This is a genomic window from Roseomonas sp. TS2 (assembly GCF_058833935.1).
In genome coordinates, this window is record NZ_JCACVY010000087.1 from 1 (window position 1) to 17,901 (window position 17,901).

Genomic DNA, 17,901 nt, shown 5'->3' on the forward strand with positions numbered 1-17,901 from the left:
CGGCAGGAGCTGATGCAGCTCTGCGACTTCCTCTACCGCCACACCGGCCTCGCCTATGGCGAGCCGAAGCGCTACTATATCGAGCGCCGCGTGGCCGAGCGGGTGCTGCACAGTGGCGCAGCGGGCTTCGCCGCCTACATGGCGCGGCTGCGCAACAGCCCGGCGGAGGTGGAGGCGCTGGTCAACAGCCTCACCGTCAACGAGACCTACTTCTACCGCGAGGACTACCAGCTCCGCTGCCTGAGCGGCGGGATGTTGCCCGAGATCGCCGCGCGGCGCAGCCCCGGCGACCGCATCCGCCTGTGGTCGATGCCCTGCGCCACGGGGGAGGAGGCCTATTCCCTGGCGCTCTGGCTGCTGGAGAACTGGCCGGTGGTGGATGCCTACCATGTCGAGATCGTCGGCTCCGACATCGACACCCGCGCCCTGGCGGCGGCGGTGGCGGGGGAGTATGGCGCCCGCGCCCTGTCGCGACTGCCGCCCGCGCTGGTGGCGCGCTATTTCGAGCCCCTGCCGGGCGGGCGGCACCGCATCATCCAGGATTTGCGGGAATCGGTGCGCTTCACCGCGGCCAACCTGGTGGAGCCGGCGAGCATGGCGGCGCAGGGCGGCTTCGATGTCATCTTCTGCCGCAACGCCCTGATCTATTTCGACACCGCCTCCCGCCAGCGCGCGATGGAGAACCTGGAGGCGGCGCTGCTGCCGGGCGGCTTCCTCTGCCTGGGCCACAGCGAGACGATGATGCCGCGGCCGGGCCGGCTCCAGCCGCGCCGCCTCGGCGGGGTTCTGGTGCATCAGCGGCCGGAGGCGGCATGAACGAGTTGCGTGACCAGTTCCTGATCGAGGGGCGGGAGCTGCTGGAGCAGGTGGGGGAGGCGCTGCCGGCCCTGCGGGCGGCGCAGGCCGGGCCGGCGCTGCTGGACCGGCTCTTCCGCGCCGTGCACACGCTGAAGGGCTCGGTCGGCCTGTTCCCGCTGGCGCCGATGGGGCTGGTGTTGCACGCCATGGAGGACCGGCTGGACACGCTGCGCGCCGCCCCCGCCACGCCGGAGGTGGTGCTGGCGCTGCAGGATGCCGCCGCCTGCTGCGAGGCCTGGCTGGAGGAATTCGCCAGCGAGGACGGCCTGCCGGACGGCGCGGCGGCGGAGGCCGCGGCGCTGGCCGCGCGGCTGCGCCCCGGCCCCGGCCCCGCCGGCGGCACCGGCGCGGCGCCCTCGGCGGGGCAGGCCCGGGCGGCCGGGGAAGCGGAGACCGCCTGGCTCGCCCCGCTGGCGGCACGCCACGCCGCCGCCCTCGCGGCGGCGCGGGCGGAGGGGCGGCGCGCGATGGCGCTGCGCTACCGCCCGGATGCCGGCTGCTTCTTCCTGGGCGAGGACCCGCTGGCGCTGCTGCGCCGGCTGCCCGGCCTGCTGGCGCTGGAGCTTTCGCCGCGCCTCCCCTGGCCGGAGCCGGCGCAGCTCGACCCCTATGCCTGCAACCTGGAGATCCTGGCGCTGACGCTGGAGGCGCCGGACGCGCTGCGCCAGGTCTTCCGCTTCGTGGCGGACCAGTGCGTGCTGGCCGAGGTGCCGGCCACGGCGCCCGGCAACGAGACAACCGGCGGCGAGACAACCGGCAACGAGACAACCGGCGGCGAGACGCCGGGCCGCGAGACGCCGGGCGGCAGGATGCCTGATGCCAGGACGCCGGCCCGCCCGCTGCGGGTGGAGCCGGCGCGCATCGAGGCGCTGGCGGCGCGGCTGGGCGCGCTGGCGGTGACGGGCAACGCCCTGGCCCCGCTGGTGGCCCGTGCCGCCGCGCTGGACCCGGCGCTGGGCCGCGACCTGGCCGAGCGGCAGGCGGCCATCGGCCGGCTGGTGGCGGAGCTGGACGGCATGGTGGCCGGGCTGCGCCGCCTGCCGCTCTCGCGCAGCTTCCGCCGCCTGCCCGCCCTGGCGCGGGAGACCGCCGCGCGGCTGGGCAAGGAGGCCACGCTGGAGATGGCGGGCGAGGCGCTGGAGGCCGACCGCGCCATCGTCGAGGGGCTGTACGAGCCGCTGCTGCACCTGCTGCGCAACGCGCTGGACCATGGCATCGAGCCGCCGGCGGAGCGGCAGGCGCGCGGCAAGCCGCCCGCCGGCCGGCTGCGCCTGGCGGCACGCCGCGCGGGCGAGCGGCTGGAGATCTCGCTCAGCGACGATGGCGCCGGGCTGGACCCCGAGCGCCTGCGCGCGGCGGCGCGGGCGCGCGGCGTGGCGGGCGCCGCGGCCATGGACGAGGCCGCGCTGCACGCGCTGCTCTTCACGCCCGGCTTCTCCACCGCCGCCGGGGTCAGCGACATCTCCGGGCGCGGCGTCGGGATGGATGCGGTGCGCGCCGCCATCGCCGCGCTGGGCGGGCATGTGGCGCTGGAAAGCCGCAAGGGGGAGGGCACCACGGTGCGGCTTTCCCTGCCGCAGGCGGCGGCGCTGCGCGCGCTGCTGCTGCTGCGCGCCGGCGGCGAGGAGCTGGCCGTGCCGGTGGAGGCGGTGGCGGAGACGCTGCGCCTGCCGGCCGCGCGCATCCTGCCCCTGGCGGGGCTGCCGGGGGAGGCGGCGGCCTTCGTGCTGCGCGGCCGCACCGTGCCGCTGCTCGACCTCGGGGCGCTGCTCGGCCTGCCGCGCCGGGCGGAGGGGGCTGCGGTGACGCGGGTTCTGGTCACCGCCGGGGCGCGGCCGGTGGGGCTGGCGGTGGAGGCGTTCGGCCGGCGGCTCGACGCGCCGCTGCGCCCGCTGGAAGGGCTGATGGCCGGGATGCCCGGCCTGCTGGGCACCGCGCTGGATGACGAAGGCCGCGTGCGGATGGTGCTGGACCTGCCGGAGCTGACACGATGACCCTGCGCCTGGACGACGACACCCTGCACCTGGAGGGCGATTGCGGCAGCGAGGAGGCCGAGCCGCTGCTGTCCCTGCTGCTGGAGCGGCCATCCCGCGGCATCGCCCTGGGGCGGGCGCGCACGCTGCACACGGCGCTGGTGCAGGTGTTGCTGGCGCTGCGGCCCCGGCTGGTGGAAGCGCCGACCGATCCTTTCCTGCGGCAGTGGATTGCACCGGTTTTAGAGGATGGTTCTTCAAACGGTGCTCCGGAATTGATACAAAGCGCCCCTCCTGCTCGCCACGAGGGCCTGTAGGGGCTTGGCGGAGCCTGCTTTCTCGCCGATGGCAGAAGAGTCCGAAACCATGGCACCCACCCTCCTGATCGTCGACGACAGCAAGCTGGCGCGGATCGTCGCCGCCAAGGCGGTGGCCGCGCTGCAGCCGGAGTGGCGGCGCGTCGAGGCCGGCAGCGCCGCGGAGGCGCTGGCCCGCCTCGCCGAGGGCGGCGTGGATGTGGCGCTGGTGGACTACAACATGCCGGAGCGCAATGGCCTGGCGCTGGCCGCCGAGATGCGCGCCCTCTACCCCGACATGCCGGTCGCCCTGCTCACCGCCAACGTGCAGGACGAGATCATCGCCCAGGCGCGGGCCCTGAAGCTCGCCTTCGTGCCGAAGCCCGCCACCGAGGAAGGGCTGCGCGGCTTCCTCGCCGCCGCGGCGCTGCGGTGGCGGCAGGGTGCGGCGTGAAGAGCGCCCCGCTGTGATCATGCAGATCCTGCTCAGCGAGCTGGAGCGGGACGCGCTGACCGAGATCGTCAACATCGGCGTCAGCCGTGCCGCGGCCAGCCTGCGCCGCCTGATCGGCGCCGAGGTGCTGCTCTCCGTCCCCTCCGCCGAGGTGATCAGCCGGCAGGCGGCGGCGGCGATGATCGCCGACCGGGAGCAGGAGCCGCTGGTGGCGGTGCGGCAGGATTTCGCCGGTCCTTTCTCCGGCCGCGCCCTGCTGATCCTGCCGGCGGCGAACGGCGCCAGCCTGGTGCGCGCCGTGCTGGGCGATTCGGTGGACGATGCGGAAGCCCTGGCCCTGCAGGACGAGACGCTGACCGAGACCGGCAACCTCGTGCTCAACAACTGCCTCGGCACCATGGCCAACATGCTGCGCGAGAGCCTGACCCTGTCGCTGCCCGACCTGGACCATGGCGCCCCCGCCGCCCTCTTCGCCTCCGGCATGAGACCGGAGGAGGAGGTGGCCGGGGTGGTGCTGTTCCTCTATATCAACTTCAGCATCCGTAACCACGATATCCGCGGCTACATTGCCATGCTGATGGACATGCCCTCGCTGGCCATGCTGCAGCAGCTGATCGCCAGCTTCATCAGCAGCGTGATGGACGACACGGCCGGCAGCCCCTGAGGCCGCGGCGGCGCGCATGGAGAACACCGCCCTGCCCTTCACGACCGACCCTGCCACCGGACCCCTGGCCGCTTCCCTCGGGGACCGGATCGGGCCGTGGATGGCTGCCTTCGAGGCGGCGGGGGTGGCGCTGGCGGTGCTGGACGGCGCGAAGCCGGAGCTGCCGCTGCTCGGCTGCACCGCCGCCTTCACCGCCCGGGGCGGCCCCGGCGCGCTGGAGCGGCTGCGGCAGGCGGGGCCGGCGGCGGCGCGCGAGGCCCAGGGCCGCGCCTTCCGGGCCGCCGACACCCCGCCCCTGTTCCTGGCGCCGGGACCGTCGGAGGGGCTGCTGCTCTGCACCCTGCCGGAAGGCGAGGGGCAGGAGGACCGGCGCCTGCGGGCGCAGCTCGCCCTCTCCGGCAGCGCCGCCTGGGAGTGGGAGATCGCCACCGGGCGGATCGCCGGCGACACGCAGTTCGCCGCCTGGCACGGGCTGCCCCTTGCCGGCGCGGCGCTGGACCCGTCCGGCTTCTTCGCCTGCATCCACCCGCAGGACCGGATGCGCATCCGCCTGGGCGTCGGCGGGCTGCTGCGCGGCGCCGAGCTGTTCTCCAAGGAATACCGCTTGCTGGGGCCGGATGGCACGGTGCGCTGGGTGCAGGCCCGCACCCGCTGCTGGCCGGATGCGCAGGGGCAGCCCGCCCGCCTGATCGGCACGCTGACCGACATCACCGAGCAGAAGCGCACCGAGGAACGGCTGCGCATCGCCCAGAGCGCCGGCGGCATCGGCACCTTCGAGCATGTGCCGGGCTTCGGCACGGCGGCGGTCTCCGGCACCTTCTGCGCGCTGCTCGGCCTGCGGCCGGTGGCGAACCTGCCGGTGCCGCTGGTCAACAGCCTGGTCGCCGAGGGGGATCCCTCGCCCTTCGACCGCGCCCCGCCCGCCGCTCCGGGTCCGGCCGAGACCCGCGCCTTCCGCATCCGCCGCGCCGATGACGGCACGCCGCGCTGGCTGATGCGGCGCGGCGAATACCTGCGCGACGCGGACACCAGCGAGCTGCGCTTCAGCGGCGTGCTCTACGACGTCACCGCCACGCAGGAGGCCGAGGCCCGGCTGCGGACGCTGAACGAAGCGCTGGAGAGCCGGGTGGCGGAGCGCACGCGGGAGCTGGACCGGGTCTGGCGCGTCTCCCGCGACCTGTTCTTCGTGGGCGACGCCGAGGGGCGCTGTGTCAGCGCCAACCCGGCCTGGCAGGCCGCGCTGGGCCTGCCGGCCGCCGGCCTGCCCGGCACCCCGCTGGGGGCGCTGGTGCAGGAGGAGGACCGCGACATGCTGGAGGCGGCCCTGGCCCAGCTGCGCCACGGCGGCGCGGATGTGGCGGTGGAGCTGCGCATGCGCCACGCCGACGGCACCAGCCGCGCCTTCAGCTGGGCCTGCATCCCGGACGAGGCGGGCTTCGTCGCCGCCGGGCGCGACGTGACGCGCCGCAACGAGCTGGAGGAGCGGCTGCGCCAGAGCCAGAAGATGGAGGCGGTGGGCCAGCTCACCGGCGGGCTGGCGCACGACTTCAACAACCTGCTGGCCGGCATCGGCGGCAGCCTGGAGCTGATGCAGCTGCGCCTCGCCGGAGGGCAGGTGGCGGCCCTTCCGCGGCATGTGGAGCTGGCGCAGGGCGCCGTGCAGCGCGCCGCCGCCCTGACGCACCGCCTGCTGGCCTTCGCCCGCCGGCAGACGCTGGATGCGCAGCCCACGGCGGTGAACGTGCTGGTCGAGGGCATGCTGGAGCTGGTCCAGCGCAGCATGGGGCCGCATATCCGCATCGAGACACGCTTCGAGCCCGCCCTGTGGCTGACCCTGTGCGACCAGAACCAGCTCGAGAACGCGCTGCTCAACCTCTGCCTCAATGCGCGCGACGCCATGGCGGGGGGCGGGCTGCTGCGCATCACCACGGCCAACACCGCCCTCGGCGTGGCGGCGGCGCAGGCGCTGGATCTGCCGCCGGCCGACTATGTGCGGCTGACCGTCGCCGACACCGGCAGCGGCATGGATGCCGCCACCCTCGCCAAGGTGTTCGAGCCCTTCTTCACCACCAAGCCGCTGGGAGGGGGGACAGGGCTCGGTCTCTCCATGGTGTACGGCTTCGCCCGGCAATCGGGCGGGCAGGTGCGGATCGACTCCGTGCCGGGGGAGGGCACCGCCGTCCACCTCTACCTGCCGCGCCACGGGGAGGCGGCGCCGCAGGCGCCGCCGGCCGCGGCGGCCGGCCTGCCGCCCGCCCGGCCCGGCCGGCGGGGCACCCTGCTGCTGGTGGACGACGAGCCGAGCCTGCGCGCCGTGCTGCGCGAGGCGCTGGACTATGCCGGCTACACCGTGCTGGAGGCGGAGGATGGCGCCGGCGGCCTCGCCCTGCTGCGCTCGGCCGGGCCTGTCGACCTGCTGCTGGCCGATGTCGGCCTGCCGGGCGGGATGAACGGGCGGCAACTGGCCGATGCCGCGCGGCAGGAGCAGCCCGGCCTCAAGGTGCTGCTGATCACCGGCTATGCCGATGCGGCGACGCTGGGCGCCGACCGTGCCGAGGCGCAGATGGAAATCCTCGCCAAGCCCTTCCGGCTGGCCGAGTTCCTGCGGCGCGTGGAGCGGCTGCTGCCCTGAGGGCGCGGGCAGGGAAACCCCCGCCCGCGCTTCTCCTTCCCCTCAGCCCTCCGCGGCCAGCGCCCCGGCCACGCGGCGGGCGAAGGCCGCCGGGTCGCGCGGCGCATCGCCATCCTGCACCCGGGCGAGGTCCAGCAGCAGGCCGGCGGCCTCGGCCAGGTCCTCGCCGGCGGCGGCGCGGGCGGCCAGCCGGTGGATCAGCCGGTGGCGCGGGTTGATCTGCAGCACGGCGCGGTCCGGCCCCAGGGCGCGGCCGGCGCGGCGCAGCAGGCGCTGCATCTGCAGGTCCGGCCCGTCCGCCCCGGCGGAGAGCACCACGGCGCTGTCCACCAGCCGGTCGGTGGCCTGCACCTCGGTGACGTCGTCCTTCAGCGCCTCCTGCAGCTTCGGCAGCAGGGCGGAGAGATCGGCCGCCGCCTCCTGCGCCGCATCCAGCGGCAGCTTCGAGAGATCGACCGTCCCCTGGGTGATGCTGCGGATCGGCTTGCCCTCGAAGCTGTCCAGCCGCTCGGGCCAGAAGGCGTCGAGCTGGTCGGCCAGCAGCAGCACCTCCACGCCGCGGGCGCGGAAGCCCTCCAGCTGCGGCGACTTCGCCAGCGCCGCCGCGTCGTCGCCGGCCAGGATGTAGATGGCCTCCTGCTCCGGCTTCATGCGCGCCACGTAGTCGGCCAGCGAGGTCCAGCCCTCCACGGCCGAGGAGCGGAAGCGCAGCAGCGCCGCCACCTCCTGCCGGTGCTCGGCATCCTCCCAGATGCCCTCCTTCAGGATGGGGCCGAAATTCTCCCAGAAGCCCTGGTAGGCCTCGGCATCCTTCGCGCGGGTCTTCAGCTCGGAGAGCACGCGGTTGGTCACCGCCTTGCGGATGCGGGCCAGCGCCGGCGTCGCCTGCAGCATCTCGCGGCTGACGTTGAGCGGCAGGTCCTCGGTGTCCACCACGCCGTGCACGAAGCGCAGCCAGGGCGGCAGCAGCGCCGCCTCGTCGGTGATGAACATGCGCCGCACATGCAGCCGCACGCGGCTCTCCCGCTCGCCCTCCACCGCCTGGAACGGCTTCATGCCGGGGATGAAGAGCAGGGCGGTGAACTCCACCGTGCCCTCGGCGCGCCAGTGCAGCGTGGCCCAGGGCTTGTCGAAGCTGTGCGCCACGTGCCGGTAGAACTCGGCGTAGCTCTCCTCCGAGATCTCCGATTTCGGCTTGCGCCACAGCGCCGTGCCCTCGTTGGCCGGCTCGTCCTTGCCGTCCCGCGCCACGGTGATGGGGATGGTAATGTGGTCGGCCCATTTGCGGATGATCGACTGCAGCCGCCAGGGGTCGAGGAACTCCTCGGCATCGGCCTTCATGTGCAGCACGATGTCGGTGCCCGCCGCGTCGCGGCTGGCCGGCGCCAGGGTGTAGTCGCCGCGGCCCTCGGAGGCCCAGACCCAGGCCTCCGCCTCGCCGGCGCGGCGGGAGGTGACCTCCACCCGCTCGGCCACCATGAAGGCGGAATAGAAGCCGACGCCGAACTGGCCGATCAGGCTCGGCTTCTCCGCCGCCGGCGCCTCGGCCAGCGACTTCGCGAAGGCCAGCGTGCCGGAGCGGGCGATGGTGCCGAGATGCTGCACCAGCTCGGCCTTGCTCATGCCGATGCCGGGGTCGGAGAGGGTCAGGGTGCGCGCCGCCTTGTCCGGCACGATGCGCAGCCTGGCCTCGCCCTCCAGCATCAGCGCGGGCGTGGTCAGCGCCTCGAAGCGGCGGCGGTCCACCGCGTCGGCGGCGTTGGCGACCAGCTCGCGCAGGAAGATCTCGCGCTCCGAGTAGAGCGCGTGCACGACGAGATCGAGCAGGCGGCCGACCTCGGCGCCGAATTCATGCCGCTCCAGGGCCTCGCTCACGATACTGCTCCTGCAATGGTTGTGTCTCAGGCGGGGCGCGATATGTGCGGCCCGGCCTGATCTTTCAAGCCGGGCCGTGCAGGCCGTGGTGTCGGGCGGGCCGCCGTCAGGCCCGCTTCATCACCCGGCCGCCCTTCATGATCAGCGACAGGTGGCGGCCCTGCCCGGTCAGCAGCGAGAGGTCGCGCAGCGGGTCGCCATCGACCACGATGAGGTCGGCCAGGGCGCCCGGCGCCACCACGCCGATCCGGCCCTCCATCCGGCACAGCCGCGCGGCGACGGCGGTGGCGGAGGCGATCACCGCCTGCGCCGGCAGCACCCGGCCGCGGATGACGAACTCCTCCGACTGGTGCCGGTGCATCGGGCCGAGCAGGTCGGAGCCATAGGCCATGGGCAGCCCGGCCTCCTGCATGATGCGCAGCGAATCCATGCCGGCCAGCCGCACATGGTCCACCTTGCCCACCGCCTCGGCGCCGATGCCGAGCGCCTCGCCCTCCTCCGCCAGCTTGTCGTAGGTGACCAGCGTCGGGACGGCGATGGCGCCCTGCTCGGCGGCGAGGCGCGCCGTCTCCGGGCGGATCAGGTTGCAGTGCTCGAGCGAATGGACGCCGCATTCCACGGCGCGGCGGATCGCCTCGTCGGTGTAGAGATGCGCGGAGACATAGGTGCCGGCGTTGCGCGCCTCCTCCACCGCCGCCCCGATCTCCTCGCGCGAGAAGCCGAGGAAGTGGATCGGGTCGGTGGGGGAGGCGACACCGCCATTCGCCATGATCTTGATGAAGCGCGCACCCCCCTTGATCTCCTGCCGGGCGGCGCGGCGCAGCTCGGGCACGCCGTCGCACAGCCGGCCCAGCGCGCCGAGGCGCCCCTCGAAGGGGCTCGGCGCGTTGTCGAAGGGGCCGCGGAAGTCGCAATGCCCGCCGCTCTGGCTCAGCGCCTTGCCGGAGATGACGAGGCGCGGGGCGGGGAACAGCCCCTCCTGCTCCGCCACCACCTGGCCGTGGTCGGCGCCGCCCACGTCGCGCACCGTGGTGAAGCCGCGCATCAGCATCTCGCCCATCAGCCGGATGGAGCGCGCCATGACCAGGGAATCCGGCAGCGTGGCGTTGCGCGCCAGGCTCGCCTCGACCGCGACGACATGCACATGCGCGTCGATCAGCCCCGGCATCAGGACCTTGCCGGCGAGGTCGATGACGGCGGCGCCCTCCGGCGCGCGGGCGGTGGCGGAGACCTCGCGGATGCTGTCCCCCTCGATCACCACGCCCTGCGGCGCGGTGGGCTCGGGCGCGGTGCCATCGACGATGCGGGCGTTCTTCAGGAAGATGGTGCTCATGGCGTCTTTCACGGATGTCCCTCGGTCAGGCGCGGCGGTGCGGGAGGGGGGAGCCGGCCCCGTGCCCGCCTTCCGGCGCGCGGCAGGCCGCCGGCGCCGATGGCGTGGCGAGTGTAGCGCACCCGCCCCCGGAGGAAAGTTGGGGCGCGCTGCCCGGTGCGGCCCCATGCGGGCCCGGCCGGCAGGGCTTGCGGGCAGGGCTTGCCGGCCGGGCGCGGCGCAGCGGCCGGGGCGGCCATCCGCCCGAGGAAAGCGGCAGGCCGGGCGGATTCCGCCTCCCCGCCTGCAACCCTTGCCGCTCCTGCCGGCTTGGGCAGGGTGCAACGCGCCTGCCATCCGCGGCGAATCGAGGAGTGCTCCCGTGAGTGTTGGCCTGATCGCATTGCTGGACGACGTGTCGGCGCTGGCCAAGGTGGCGGCGGCATCGCTGGACGATGTCGCGGCCCAGTCCGCCAAGGCCGGCACTAAGGCGCTCGGCGTCGTCATCGATGACGCGGCGGTGACGCCGCGCTACGTGGTGGGCTTCGCCGCCAAGCGGGAACTGCCGATCGTCGGGCAGATCGCGCTCGGCTCGCTGAAGAACAAGCTGCTCTACCTGCTGCCCGGATCGCTGGCGCTCAGCTGGCTGGCACCCTGGAGCATCACGCCGCTGCTGATGCTGGGCGGCGCCTATCTCTGCTACGAAGGGGCCGAGAAGGTGCTGCACGCCCTGCGCCCCCATGCCGCCGTGCACCACGAGGAGAAGACCGGCGCCACGCCGCGGGACCCGCAGGCGCTGGAGCGGCAGCGCGTGCGCAGCGCCATCCAGACCGACTTCATCCTGTCGGCCGAGATCATGGCGCTGACGCTGGCCGGGCTGACGGGGCAATCCACTTTCGCGCAGGCGGTGATCCTGGCGGTGGTCGGCATCGGCGTGACGCTGCTGGTCTATGGCTCCGTGGCGCTGATCGTGAAGGCCGACGATGCCGGCGTCTCGCTGGCGGTGAACGAGCGGCCGGCCTCCACCCTGCTGGGCCTGCGCGGCGGTGGCGGCGTGGTGCCGCGGGCCGCCGCCCCGGCACCCGCCGCGGTCAGCCGCCGCGCCGTCCTGCCCAGCGCGATCCCGGTGATCGACGCCCCGCCCGAGCCGTCGAGCGGCGCCGACCGGGCGCTGCGGCCGCTGACCCGGGCGCTTGGCCGCGGGCTGGTGGTGGGCATGCCGCATTTCCTGCGCGTCCTGGCGATCGTCGGCACCGCCGCCATGCTCTGGGTCGGTGGCGGCATCGTGCTGCACGGGCTGGAGGAGTTCGGCGTCACCGCGCCCGGCCATGTCGTGCACGACATCGCGCACCGGGCGGGCGAGTTGTCGGGGGGGCTGGGCGGCGCGGTGTCCTGGCTGGTAACGGCCACCCTGTCCGGCCTGCTGGGGCTGGCCCTGGGCGCGCTCATCATCCCGCTGGCGGAGTATGTGCTGGCGCCGCTGGCCGGCGCCGTGGCGCGGATGGTGCGGCCACGGAAGGCCGCCTGAGGCCAGGCCCCGGCGCGCGCCGCGCCAGGGCCGATCAGGTCAGGGCCGATCAGGTCAGAGCCGGCCGGGTCAGGGCTGGCCGGGTCAGGTGCCGGCCGGGTTCTTGCCGCCCAGCTTGTCCTGCGTCCGGGTCTCGAAGTCGCTGGCGTCGTGCCGCTCGTGCAGCTGGCTGGCCGGGTCGCCGGAGACGCGGTTGACCATGCGCCCGCGCCGGACGGCCGGCCGCTCGCCGATCATGTCCGCCCAGCGCTGCAGGTTCTTGTAGCTGCCGACCTGCAGGAACTCGGCGGCGTCGTAGAGCCAGCCCTTCGCCAGCCCGCCATACCAGGGCCAGATGGCGATGTCGGCGATGGTGTAGGTGCTGCCGGCGATGTACTCGCTCTCCGCCAGGCGGCGGTCCAGCACGTCCAGCTGGCGCTTCGTCTCCATGGCGAAGCGGTTGATGGGGTATTCCATCTTGGTGGGCGCATAGGCGTAGAAGTGGCCGAAGCCGCCGCCCAGATAGGGCGCGCTGCCCATCTGCCAGAACAGCCAGGAGAGGGTCTCGGCCCGCGCCGCCGGCTCGGTCGGCAGGAAGGCGCCGAACTTCTCGGCGAGGTAGGTGAGGATCGCGCCCGATTCGAAGACGCGGATGGGTGCCGGGCCGCTGCGGTCCAGCAGGGCGGGGATCTTGGAGTTCGGGTTGACCGAGACGAAGCCGCTGCCGAACTGGTCGCCCTCGCCGATGCGGATCAGCCAGGCATCGTATTCCGCGCCGCTGTGGCCGAGGGCCAGCAGCTCCTCCAGCATCACCGTGACCTTCACGCCGTTGGGCGTCGCCAGGGAATAGAGCTGGAGGGGGTGGCGCCCGACCGGCAGTTCCTTCTCGTGCGTGGGGCCGGAAATGGGGCGGTTGATGTTGGCGAAGCGGCCGCCGCTGGCCTGGTCCCAGGTCCAGATTTTCGGCGGGCTGTAATCGGCCGGGTTGCTCATTCCAGAATCCTCCGGATCGGTGTCGATCATGGCGGGAGCGGATGGTGCCGCCGTGCCCGGCCCCACGAGAGGCCCGGCGCGATGTCTTGGCAAGAGCCTTGGCGCGGGGGGGGGAGGCAGGGCGCCGCACCGGCTCTGCGCCGGCGCGGCCCGGAGCCCCTCAGGCTTTCAGCAGCGCCGCGAGCTGCGGCACGTAATCCTGCCCGTGCCCCTGGGCGACCACCGAATCCAGCGTGGTCCCGACCGCGTCGGCGATGGCGCGGTGCACGCCGGCCGCTTCCGCCGCCTGGCGGTAATAGCCCAGATCCTTGGCGGCGTTGCTGATGAAGAACGGCACGGAGGAGGGGTCGCCCTCGAGCAGGAAGGGCGAGATGCGCTGCAGCGCCGTGCCGCCGCCGCCGCCCTGCGCCAGCACGTCGACCAGCGTGGCCATCTCCACCCCGGCCTTCTGCCCGTGCGCCGCCACCTCGGCCAGCAGCGCCAGGAAGCCGAGCGAGACGTAGTTGTGCAGCAGCTTCATCAGGTGGCCGGAGCCGACGCCGCCGATATGGGTGATGTTCTCGCTGAAGGTCTCGAGCAGCGGGCGGAGCCGCTCCAGCAGCGCCGTGTCGCCGCCGACGAGGAGGTTCAGCGTGCCGGCGCGGGCATGCTGCGGCAGCCGGGTCATGGCCGCGTCCAGGAACTGCCCGCCCGCGGCGGCGACGGCGGCGGCCATGCGCGCGCTGGATTCCGGCAGCGCGGTGGAGCAGTCCACCACCACCGTGCCCGGCCGCAGATGCGCGACCACGCCGTCCGCCCCGGTCAGGATCGCCTCCACCTGCGGCGAGCCGGTCACGCAGAGCACGATGATATCGGCCGCCTGCGCGACATCGGCGATCCGCGGCGCCACCTGCACGCCCATGCCCTGCAGGTCGTCCACCGGCTGGTTGCCGGGATGGTCCAGGATGGTCAGCCCGTAACCCGCTTTCGCGATGTTCCAGGCGATGCCATGCCCCATGAGGCCGATGCCGATCATGCCGATCGCGGGTTGCTTGCTCATATTCCCTCCTGGTCCAAGGCTTGCCGCCGGACCGTGCGGCATGGCCGTCTCGCGGCAGCATAACGCAACCGGGCAGGGTGGAGTAGCCAGCCCCCCCCCTGCCCGCGGGGCAGGCGGCCCTGGCGCATGAGCATCATTGGCCCCGGTGATTTGGGGCCTGCGCGACCTGGGCCCATATCCCCGCATGACACCGGCCCCCTCGGTCAGCACCCGCCCCGGGGCCGCCCATCTGGATCACGCCCACCATGAAGAAGATCGGCTTCCTGTCCTTCGGCCACTGGACGCCCGCCCCCGGTTCCGGCACCCGCTCCGCCGCCGACGCCCTGCTGCAATCCATCGACCTCGCCGTGGCGGCGGAGGAACTGGGCGCGGATGGCGCCTATGTCCGCGTCCACCACTTCGCCCGGCAGCTCGCCTCGCCCTTCCCCCTGCTCGCCGCGATGGCGGCGAAGACCCGCCGCATCGAGCTCGGCACCGCCGTCATCGACATGCGCTACGAGAACCCGCTCTCCATGGCCGAGGATGCCGGGGCCGCCGACCTCATCAGCGGCGGCCGCCTCCAGCTCGGCCTCAGCCGTGGCTCGCCCGAGCAGGTGATCGATGGCTGGCGCCATTTCGGCCATGCCCCGGCCGACGGCGAGACCGACGCCGATATGGGCCGCCGCCACGCCCTGGCCTTCCTGGAGGTGCTGGGCGGCCAGGGGATCGCCCGGCCGAACCCGCGCCCGATGTTCCCCAACCCGCCAGGCCTGCTGCGCCTCGAGCCGCATTCGGAAGGGCTGCGCGAGCGCATCTGGTGGGGCTCCGGCTCCAACGCCACGGCGGCCTGGGCGGCGCGGCAGGGCATGAACCTGCAAAGCTCCACGCTGAAGGACGACGAGAGCGGCGAGCCCTTCCACATCCAGCAGGCCGCCCAGATCCGCGCCTACCGCGCCGCCTGGCGGGAGGCCGGCCATGCCCGGGCGCCCCGCGTCTCGGTCAGCCGCAGCATCTTCCCGCTGCTCGACGACCGCGACCGCGCCTATTTCGGCAGCGGCGGCAAGGAGCGGGACCAGGTCGGCTTCCTCGACGAGAAGACCCGCGCCATCTTCGGCCGCGGCTATGCCGCCGAGCCGGAGGAACTGGCCGCGCAGCTCCGCGCCGACGAGGCCATCGCCGAGGCGGACACCCTGCTGCTGACCATCCCCAACCAGCTCGGCGTCGCGTACTGCGCCCATGTCATCGAGGGCGTGCTGAAGCACGTCGCCCCGGCGCTGGGCTGGCGCTGAGACCCGCGCGCCCGGCGGATGCTACTCCAGCCGCAGCCCCGCCTCGCGCACGACGCGCGCCAGCGTCTCCACATCCTGCCGCGCCAGGGTCTCCATCTCGGCCACGGTCAGCGGCTTGAGCACCACGCCGGAGGCGGCGGCCACCTCCCGCACCTTCGGATCCCGCGTCGCCGCGCGCAGGGCGGCGTTGACCTTCTCGATCACCGCCGGCGGCGTGCCGGCGGGCGCGAAGACCGCGAACCAGGCATCCACCGTGTAGCCCGGCAGCCCGGCCTCCGCCGTCGTCGGCACATCGGGCAGGGCCGGCAGGCGGGCCTCGCTGGCCACGGCCAGGGCCTTGAGCTGCCCGCCCTGGAGCAGCGACATGGCCGAGGAGGGCGTGGTGATGAAGATGTCCACGCGCCCGCCCACCACATCCTGCAAGGCCGGCGCCGCGCCGCGATAGGGCACGTGCAGCATCGGCGCGCCCACCCGCTGCGCCAGTTGCAGCCCGGCGATGTTCTGGATCGAGCCGGTGCCGGCGGAGGCGTAGGTGACGCGGCCGGGATTCTCCCGGATGTGCCCCACCAGCTCGGCCAGGCTGCGGACCGGGATGCCCGGCCCGGCGAAGATGACGTGCGGCGCGAGGGTGGCCATGCCCACGGCGGCGAGGTCGCGGTTCGGCTCCCAGCCGATATCCGGCATCAGCGCCGTGTTGGCGCCGTGGTAGCCGGAATACTGCAGCAGCAGCGTGTAGCCGTCCGGCCTGGCGCGGGCGGCGGCCAGGATGCCGACATTGCCGTTGCCGCCCGAGCGGTTCTCGATCACCACCGGCTGCCCGAGCGTCTGGCCCAGCGCCTCCTGGAACAGCCGCGCGGCGAAGTCGGTGCCCCCGCCGGGCGGGTTGGGCACGATCAGCGTGATCGGCCGGTCCGGCCAGCCGGCCCCAGCTTTCTGGGTTCCAGTCTGTTGGGTTCCAGTCTGCTGGGCCTGGGCCTCGCTGGCGGCGAGGCCGGCCGTGGCCAGCAGGAACAGGCGGCGTGTGGTGCCCATGATGCGTCTCCCCGTTTTTCTTGGTTGGGCCTGCTGATGGTGGCGCGGTGCCGTTCAGCCCGGCGCCGGCTCCAGCAGGTTGATCGGCCGGCCGGCGGCGAAGGCGAGGATCTGCTCCACCGCCGTGTCGTAGAGCGCCTCGTAGGTGGCTTCCTCGACATAGCCGAGATGCGGTGTGCAGAGCGCGTTGGGCAGGGCCAGCAGCGGGTGCCGCCCGCCCAGCACCGGCTCCTCCTCATAGACATCGACCGCGGCGCGGCCGGGCCTGCCCTGGCGCAGCGCCGCCTCCAGCGCGCCGGCCGCGATGATCTGCGCCCGGCTGGTGTTCACCAGCAGCGCGCGGGGCTTCATCCGCGCCAGGTCGGCCGCCGTCACCACGCCCTGTGTCTCCGGCGTCAGGCGGATGTGCAGCGAGAGCACGTCGCTCTCCGCGAAGAAGGCCTCGCGGCTTTCCGCGAAGGCATGGCCGGCGGCGCGGGCGCGCTCCCGCGTGCCCTCCCGGCCCCAGCACAGGATGCGCATGCCGAAGGCCTCGCCGACCCGTGCCACGCGGCCGCCGATCCGCCCCAGCCCGTAGAGGCCCAGCACCCGCCCCGAGAGGCCGGTGCCGAGGCTGCCCTGCCACTGCCCGTCGCGCAGGCGCTGCGCCTCCTCCGGGATGTGCCGCAGCGCCGCCAGGATCAGCGCCCAGGTCAGTTCCGCCGTCGCCTCCACCCCGCCGCCGCCGCCGGCGCAGACCGTGATGCCAAGCGCCCGGCATGCGGCGAGGTCGATATGGTCGACATTGCGCCCCGTCTGGCTGATCAGCCGCAGCTCTGGCAGGCGTTCGAGGAGGGCGCGGGGCAGGGCGGTGCGCTGCTGGGTGAGCAGCACCGCCTCGGCCCCCGCGAGGCGCGCGGCCAGCGCCGCCGCGTCGCGCGGCGCGTCGTGGAAGACGGCCAGCTCATGGCCGCGCAGCTTCGCCGCGCAGCGCAGCCCGGCGAAGGCGCGCGGATAGTCGTCGAGGATGGCGATGCGCATGGCCCGCCGCCTCAGCCCGCTGCCGCCGGCGCGGGCACCGGCCGCGCCGCGCCGCCCGGCAGCACCGCCCGCAGCGAGGTGCGCACCACCGCGGCCAGCGGCCCCGGCGCGCGCAAGGCCTGCGCGAGCGCCGGCAGGTCCGCCTCCGTCTCCACCCGCAGCAGCGGCGCGCCGAAGGCGGCGCACCAGGCGCCGAGATCGGGGTTGGCGAGGTCGGTGCCCGAGACGCGGCCCGGATGCTGCCGCTCCTGGTGGATGCGGATGGAAGCGTAGCTGCCATTGTCGGAGAGCAGCAGCTTGATCGGCAGGCGGCGCGCCATGCCGACGGCCAGCTCGCCGCCGGTCATCAGCGCCCCGCCATCGCCCACCGCGCAGATCACCGTGCGCTCCGGGTGGCGCAGCGCCGCGGCCACCGCCGCCGGCACGCCGAAGCCCATGGCGCCCGAGATCGGCGCCAGCAGGCGCTGCGGCGGCCGCCAGGCGAGCTTGCGGTAGAAGGGCGCGGCGAAGGTGCCGGCATCGAGGGTGACGATGGCATCCGCCGGCGCGCATTCGCCCACCAGCTGCGCCACGCGCAGGAAGGGCAGGCCATCCGGGAAGTCCCCGGCGGTGGCGCGGCTGTCCGCCTCCTGGAGCTGCCGCAGGCGGCGGTTCCAGCCGTCACGGCCGGGCGGGGCGGCGGCGGGCTCGGCGGACAGCGCCGCCAGCACCGCGCGCGCCTCGGCGGCGATGGCCAGCTCGGCCGGGAACAGCCAGCCCAGGAAGCGCGGATCGGCGCAGACATGCACGAGGCGCTGCCCGGGCGCCGGCCAGCTGTAGCCCTGGGTGGTGATGTCGGTCAGCCGCGTGCCGAGGGCGAGCACCAGGTCCGCCTCGGCGAAAGCCTGCCGCTGCGCGTCCGGGTTGCGCAGCCCGAGATCGCCGGCATAGAGCGGATGGTCGTTGGGGAAGAGGTCCTGGCGGCGGAAGGAGACCGCC

The 17,901-nt window shown here is 74.0% G+C and carries 15 protein-coding genes; 8 read left to right on the plus strand and 7 right to left on the minus strand.

Features of this window, described 5'->3' with window-relative positions; all coding sequences use genetic code 11:
• From ACZJYS_RS14375 to ACZJYS_RS14400, 6 genes are all read left to right on the plus strand, one after another.
• Positions 1-816 (plus strand): CheR family methyltransferase (locus ACZJYS_RS14375; RefSeq protein WP_493179167.1); only part of this gene is annotated, 816 nt, incomplete at its 5' end.
• Positions 813-2,852, plus strand: coding sequence for a chemotaxis protein CheA (locus ACZJYS_RS14380; protein ID WP_493179169.1), 2,040 nt, complete (start codon positions 813-815; stop codon positions 2,850-2,852). The genes ACZJYS_RS14375 and ACZJYS_RS14380, both read left to right, overlap by 4 nt.
• Complete coding sequence (locus ACZJYS_RS14385; RefSeq protein WP_181377983.1) at positions 2,849-3,148, plus strand: hypothetical protein; 300 nt, start codon at positions 2,849-2,851, stop codon at positions 3,146-3,148. Before ACZJYS_RS14380 ends, ACZJYS_RS14385 begins: the two co-directional genes overlap by 4 nt.
• A 49-nt stretch (positions 3,149-3,197) precedes the next feature.
• A complete protein-coding gene (locus ACZJYS_RS14390; RefSeq protein ID WP_109515505.1) occupies positions 3,198-3,581 on the plus strand; it encodes a response regulator transcription factor in 384 nt (127 codons plus the stop codon).
• A 13-nt stretch (positions 3,582-3,594) separates the two neighbouring features.
• Positions 3,595-4,245 carry a hypothetical protein gene (locus tag ACZJYS_RS14395; protein ID WP_456316309.1) on the plus strand — a complete coding sequence of 217 codons (651 nt, stop codon included), beginning with the start codon at positions 3,595-3,597 and terminating at the stop codon, positions 4,243-4,245.
• Positions 4,246-4,261: 16 nt separating this feature from the next.
• Entirely contained in the window at positions 4,262-6,877 is a 2,616-nt protein-coding gene (locus ACZJYS_RS14400; RefSeq protein WP_493179171.1) for a hybrid sensor histidine kinase/response regulator, read from the plus strand.
• Between the two features lie 42 nt (positions 6,878-6,919).
• On the opposite strand, the gene htpG is transcribed toward ACZJYS_RS14400, so the two are convergent.
• Both htpG and ACZJYS_RS14410 read right to left on the minus strand, forming a co-directional pair.
• Positions 6,920-8,752 (minus strand): molecular chaperone HtpG, encoded by a 1,833-nt coding sequence (gene htpG, locus ACZJYS_RS14405; protein WP_493179173.1) that lies wholly within the window; start codon positions 8,750-8,752, stop codon positions 6,920-6,922.
• A 106-nt stretch (positions 8,753-8,858) separates the two neighbouring features.
• Entirely contained in the window at positions 8,859-10,085 is a 1,227-nt protein-coding gene (locus tag ACZJYS_RS14410; protein ID WP_379652002.1) for a metal-dependent hydrolase family protein, read from the minus strand.
• 361 nt (positions 10,086-10,446) lie between these two features.
• Here ACZJYS_RS14410 and ACZJYS_RS14415 point away from each other — a divergent pair, with 361 nt between their 5' ends.
• Positions 10,447-11,592: a DUF808 domain-containing protein gene (locus ACZJYS_RS14415; protein WP_493179174.1), complete on the plus strand. Its 1,146-nt coding sequence runs from the start codon at positions 10,447-10,449 to the stop codon at positions 11,590-11,592.
• An 84-nt stretch (positions 11,593-11,676) separates the two neighbouring features.
• On the opposite strand, the gene yghU is transcribed toward ACZJYS_RS14415, so the two are convergent.
• Together yghU and ACZJYS_RS14425 are read right to left on the minus strand one after the other, a co-directional pair.
• Positions 11,677-12,564: a glutathione-dependent disulfide-bond oxidoreductase gene (gene yghU, locus ACZJYS_RS14420; RefSeq protein ID WP_493179176.1), complete on the minus strand. Its 888-nt coding sequence runs from the start codon at positions 12,562-12,564 to the stop codon at positions 11,677-11,679.
• Between the two features lie 160 nt (positions 12,565-12,724).
• On the minus strand, positions 12,725-13,603 hold the full coding sequence (locus ACZJYS_RS14425) for an NAD(P)-dependent oxidoreductase (RefSeq protein WP_493179178.1): 879 nt from the start codon (positions 13,601-13,603) through the stop codon (positions 12,725-12,727).
• Between the two features lie 245 nt (positions 13,604-13,848).
• Between ACZJYS_RS14425 and ACZJYS_RS14430 the strand changes: the two genes are divergently transcribed.
• Positions 13,849-14,871, plus strand: a complete 1,023-nt coding sequence (locus ACZJYS_RS14430; RefSeq protein WP_493179180.1) for an LLM class flavin-dependent oxidoreductase — start codon at positions 13,849-13,851, stop codon at positions 14,869-14,871.
• 21 nt (positions 14,872-14,892) lie between these two features.
• On the opposite strand, the gene ACZJYS_RS14435 is transcribed toward ACZJYS_RS14430, so the two are convergent.
• From ACZJYS_RS14435 to ACZJYS_RS14445, 3 genes are all read right to left on the minus strand, one after another.
• The gene (locus ACZJYS_RS14435) at positions 14,893-15,903 is read right to left on the minus strand and encodes a Bug family tripartite tricarboxylate transporter substrate binding protein (protein WP_493179182.1); all 1,011 of its coding nucleotides are present in this window, start codon (positions 15,901-15,903) and stop codon (positions 14,893-14,895) included.
• Between the two features lie 54 nt (positions 15,904-15,957).
• Positions 15,958-16,923 carry a D-2-hydroxyacid dehydrogenase family protein gene (locus ACZJYS_RS14440; RefSeq protein WP_493179184.1) on the minus strand — a complete coding sequence of 322 codons (966 nt, stop codon included), beginning with the start codon at positions 16,921-16,923 and terminating at the stop codon, positions 15,958-15,960.
• A gap of 11 nt (positions 16,924-16,934) precedes the next feature.
• A partial coding sequence (locus ACZJYS_RS14445; protein ID WP_493179186.1) for a thiamine pyrophosphate-dependent enzyme occupies positions 16,935-17,901 on the minus strand: 967 nt, incomplete at its 5' end.

What these genes read in the sequence shown, in the direction of transcription:
- ACZJYS_RS14380 (WP_493179169.1), top strand. Translation starts at nt 813, where the DNA reads ATGAACGAGTTGCGTGACCAGTTCCTGATCGAGGGGCGGGAGCTGCTG.
- ACZJYS_RS14385 (WP_181377983.1), top strand. Translation starts at nt 2,849, where the DNA reads ATGACCCTGCGCCTGGACGACGACACCCTGCACCTGGAGGGCGATTGC.
- ACZJYS_RS14390 (WP_109515505.1), top strand. Translation starts at nt 3,198, where the DNA reads ATGGCACCCACCCTCCTGATCGTCGACGACAGCAAGCTGGCGCGGATC.
- ACZJYS_RS14400 (WP_493179171.1), top strand. Translation starts at nt 4,262, where the DNA reads ATGGAGAACACCGCCCTGCCCTTCACGACCGACCCTGCCACCGGACCC.
- ACZJYS_RS14410 (WP_379652002.1), bottom strand. Translation starts at nt 10,085, where the DNA reads ATGAGCACCATCTTCCTGAAGAACGCCCGCATCGTCGATGGCACCGCG.
- yghU (WP_493179176.1), bottom strand. Translation starts at nt 12,564, where the DNA reads ATGAGCAACCCGGCCGATTACAGCCCGCCGAAAATCTGGACCTGGGAC.
- ACZJYS_RS14425 (WP_493179178.1), bottom strand. Translation starts at nt 13,603, where the DNA reads ATGAGCAAGCAACCCGCGATCGGCATGATCGGCATCGGCCTCATGGGG.
- ACZJYS_RS14430 (WP_493179180.1), top strand. Translation starts at nt 13,849, where the DNA reads ATGAAGAAGATCGGCTTCCTGTCCTTCGGCCACTGGACGCCCGCCCCC.
- ACZJYS_RS14435 (WP_493179182.1), bottom strand. Translation starts at nt 15,903, where the DNA reads ATGGGCACCACACGCCGCCTGTTCCTGCTGGCCACGGCCGGCCTCGCC.
- ACZJYS_RS14440 (WP_493179184.1), bottom strand. Translation starts at nt 16,923, where the DNA reads ATGCGCATCGCCATCCTCGACGACTATCCGCGCGCCTTCGCCGGGCTG.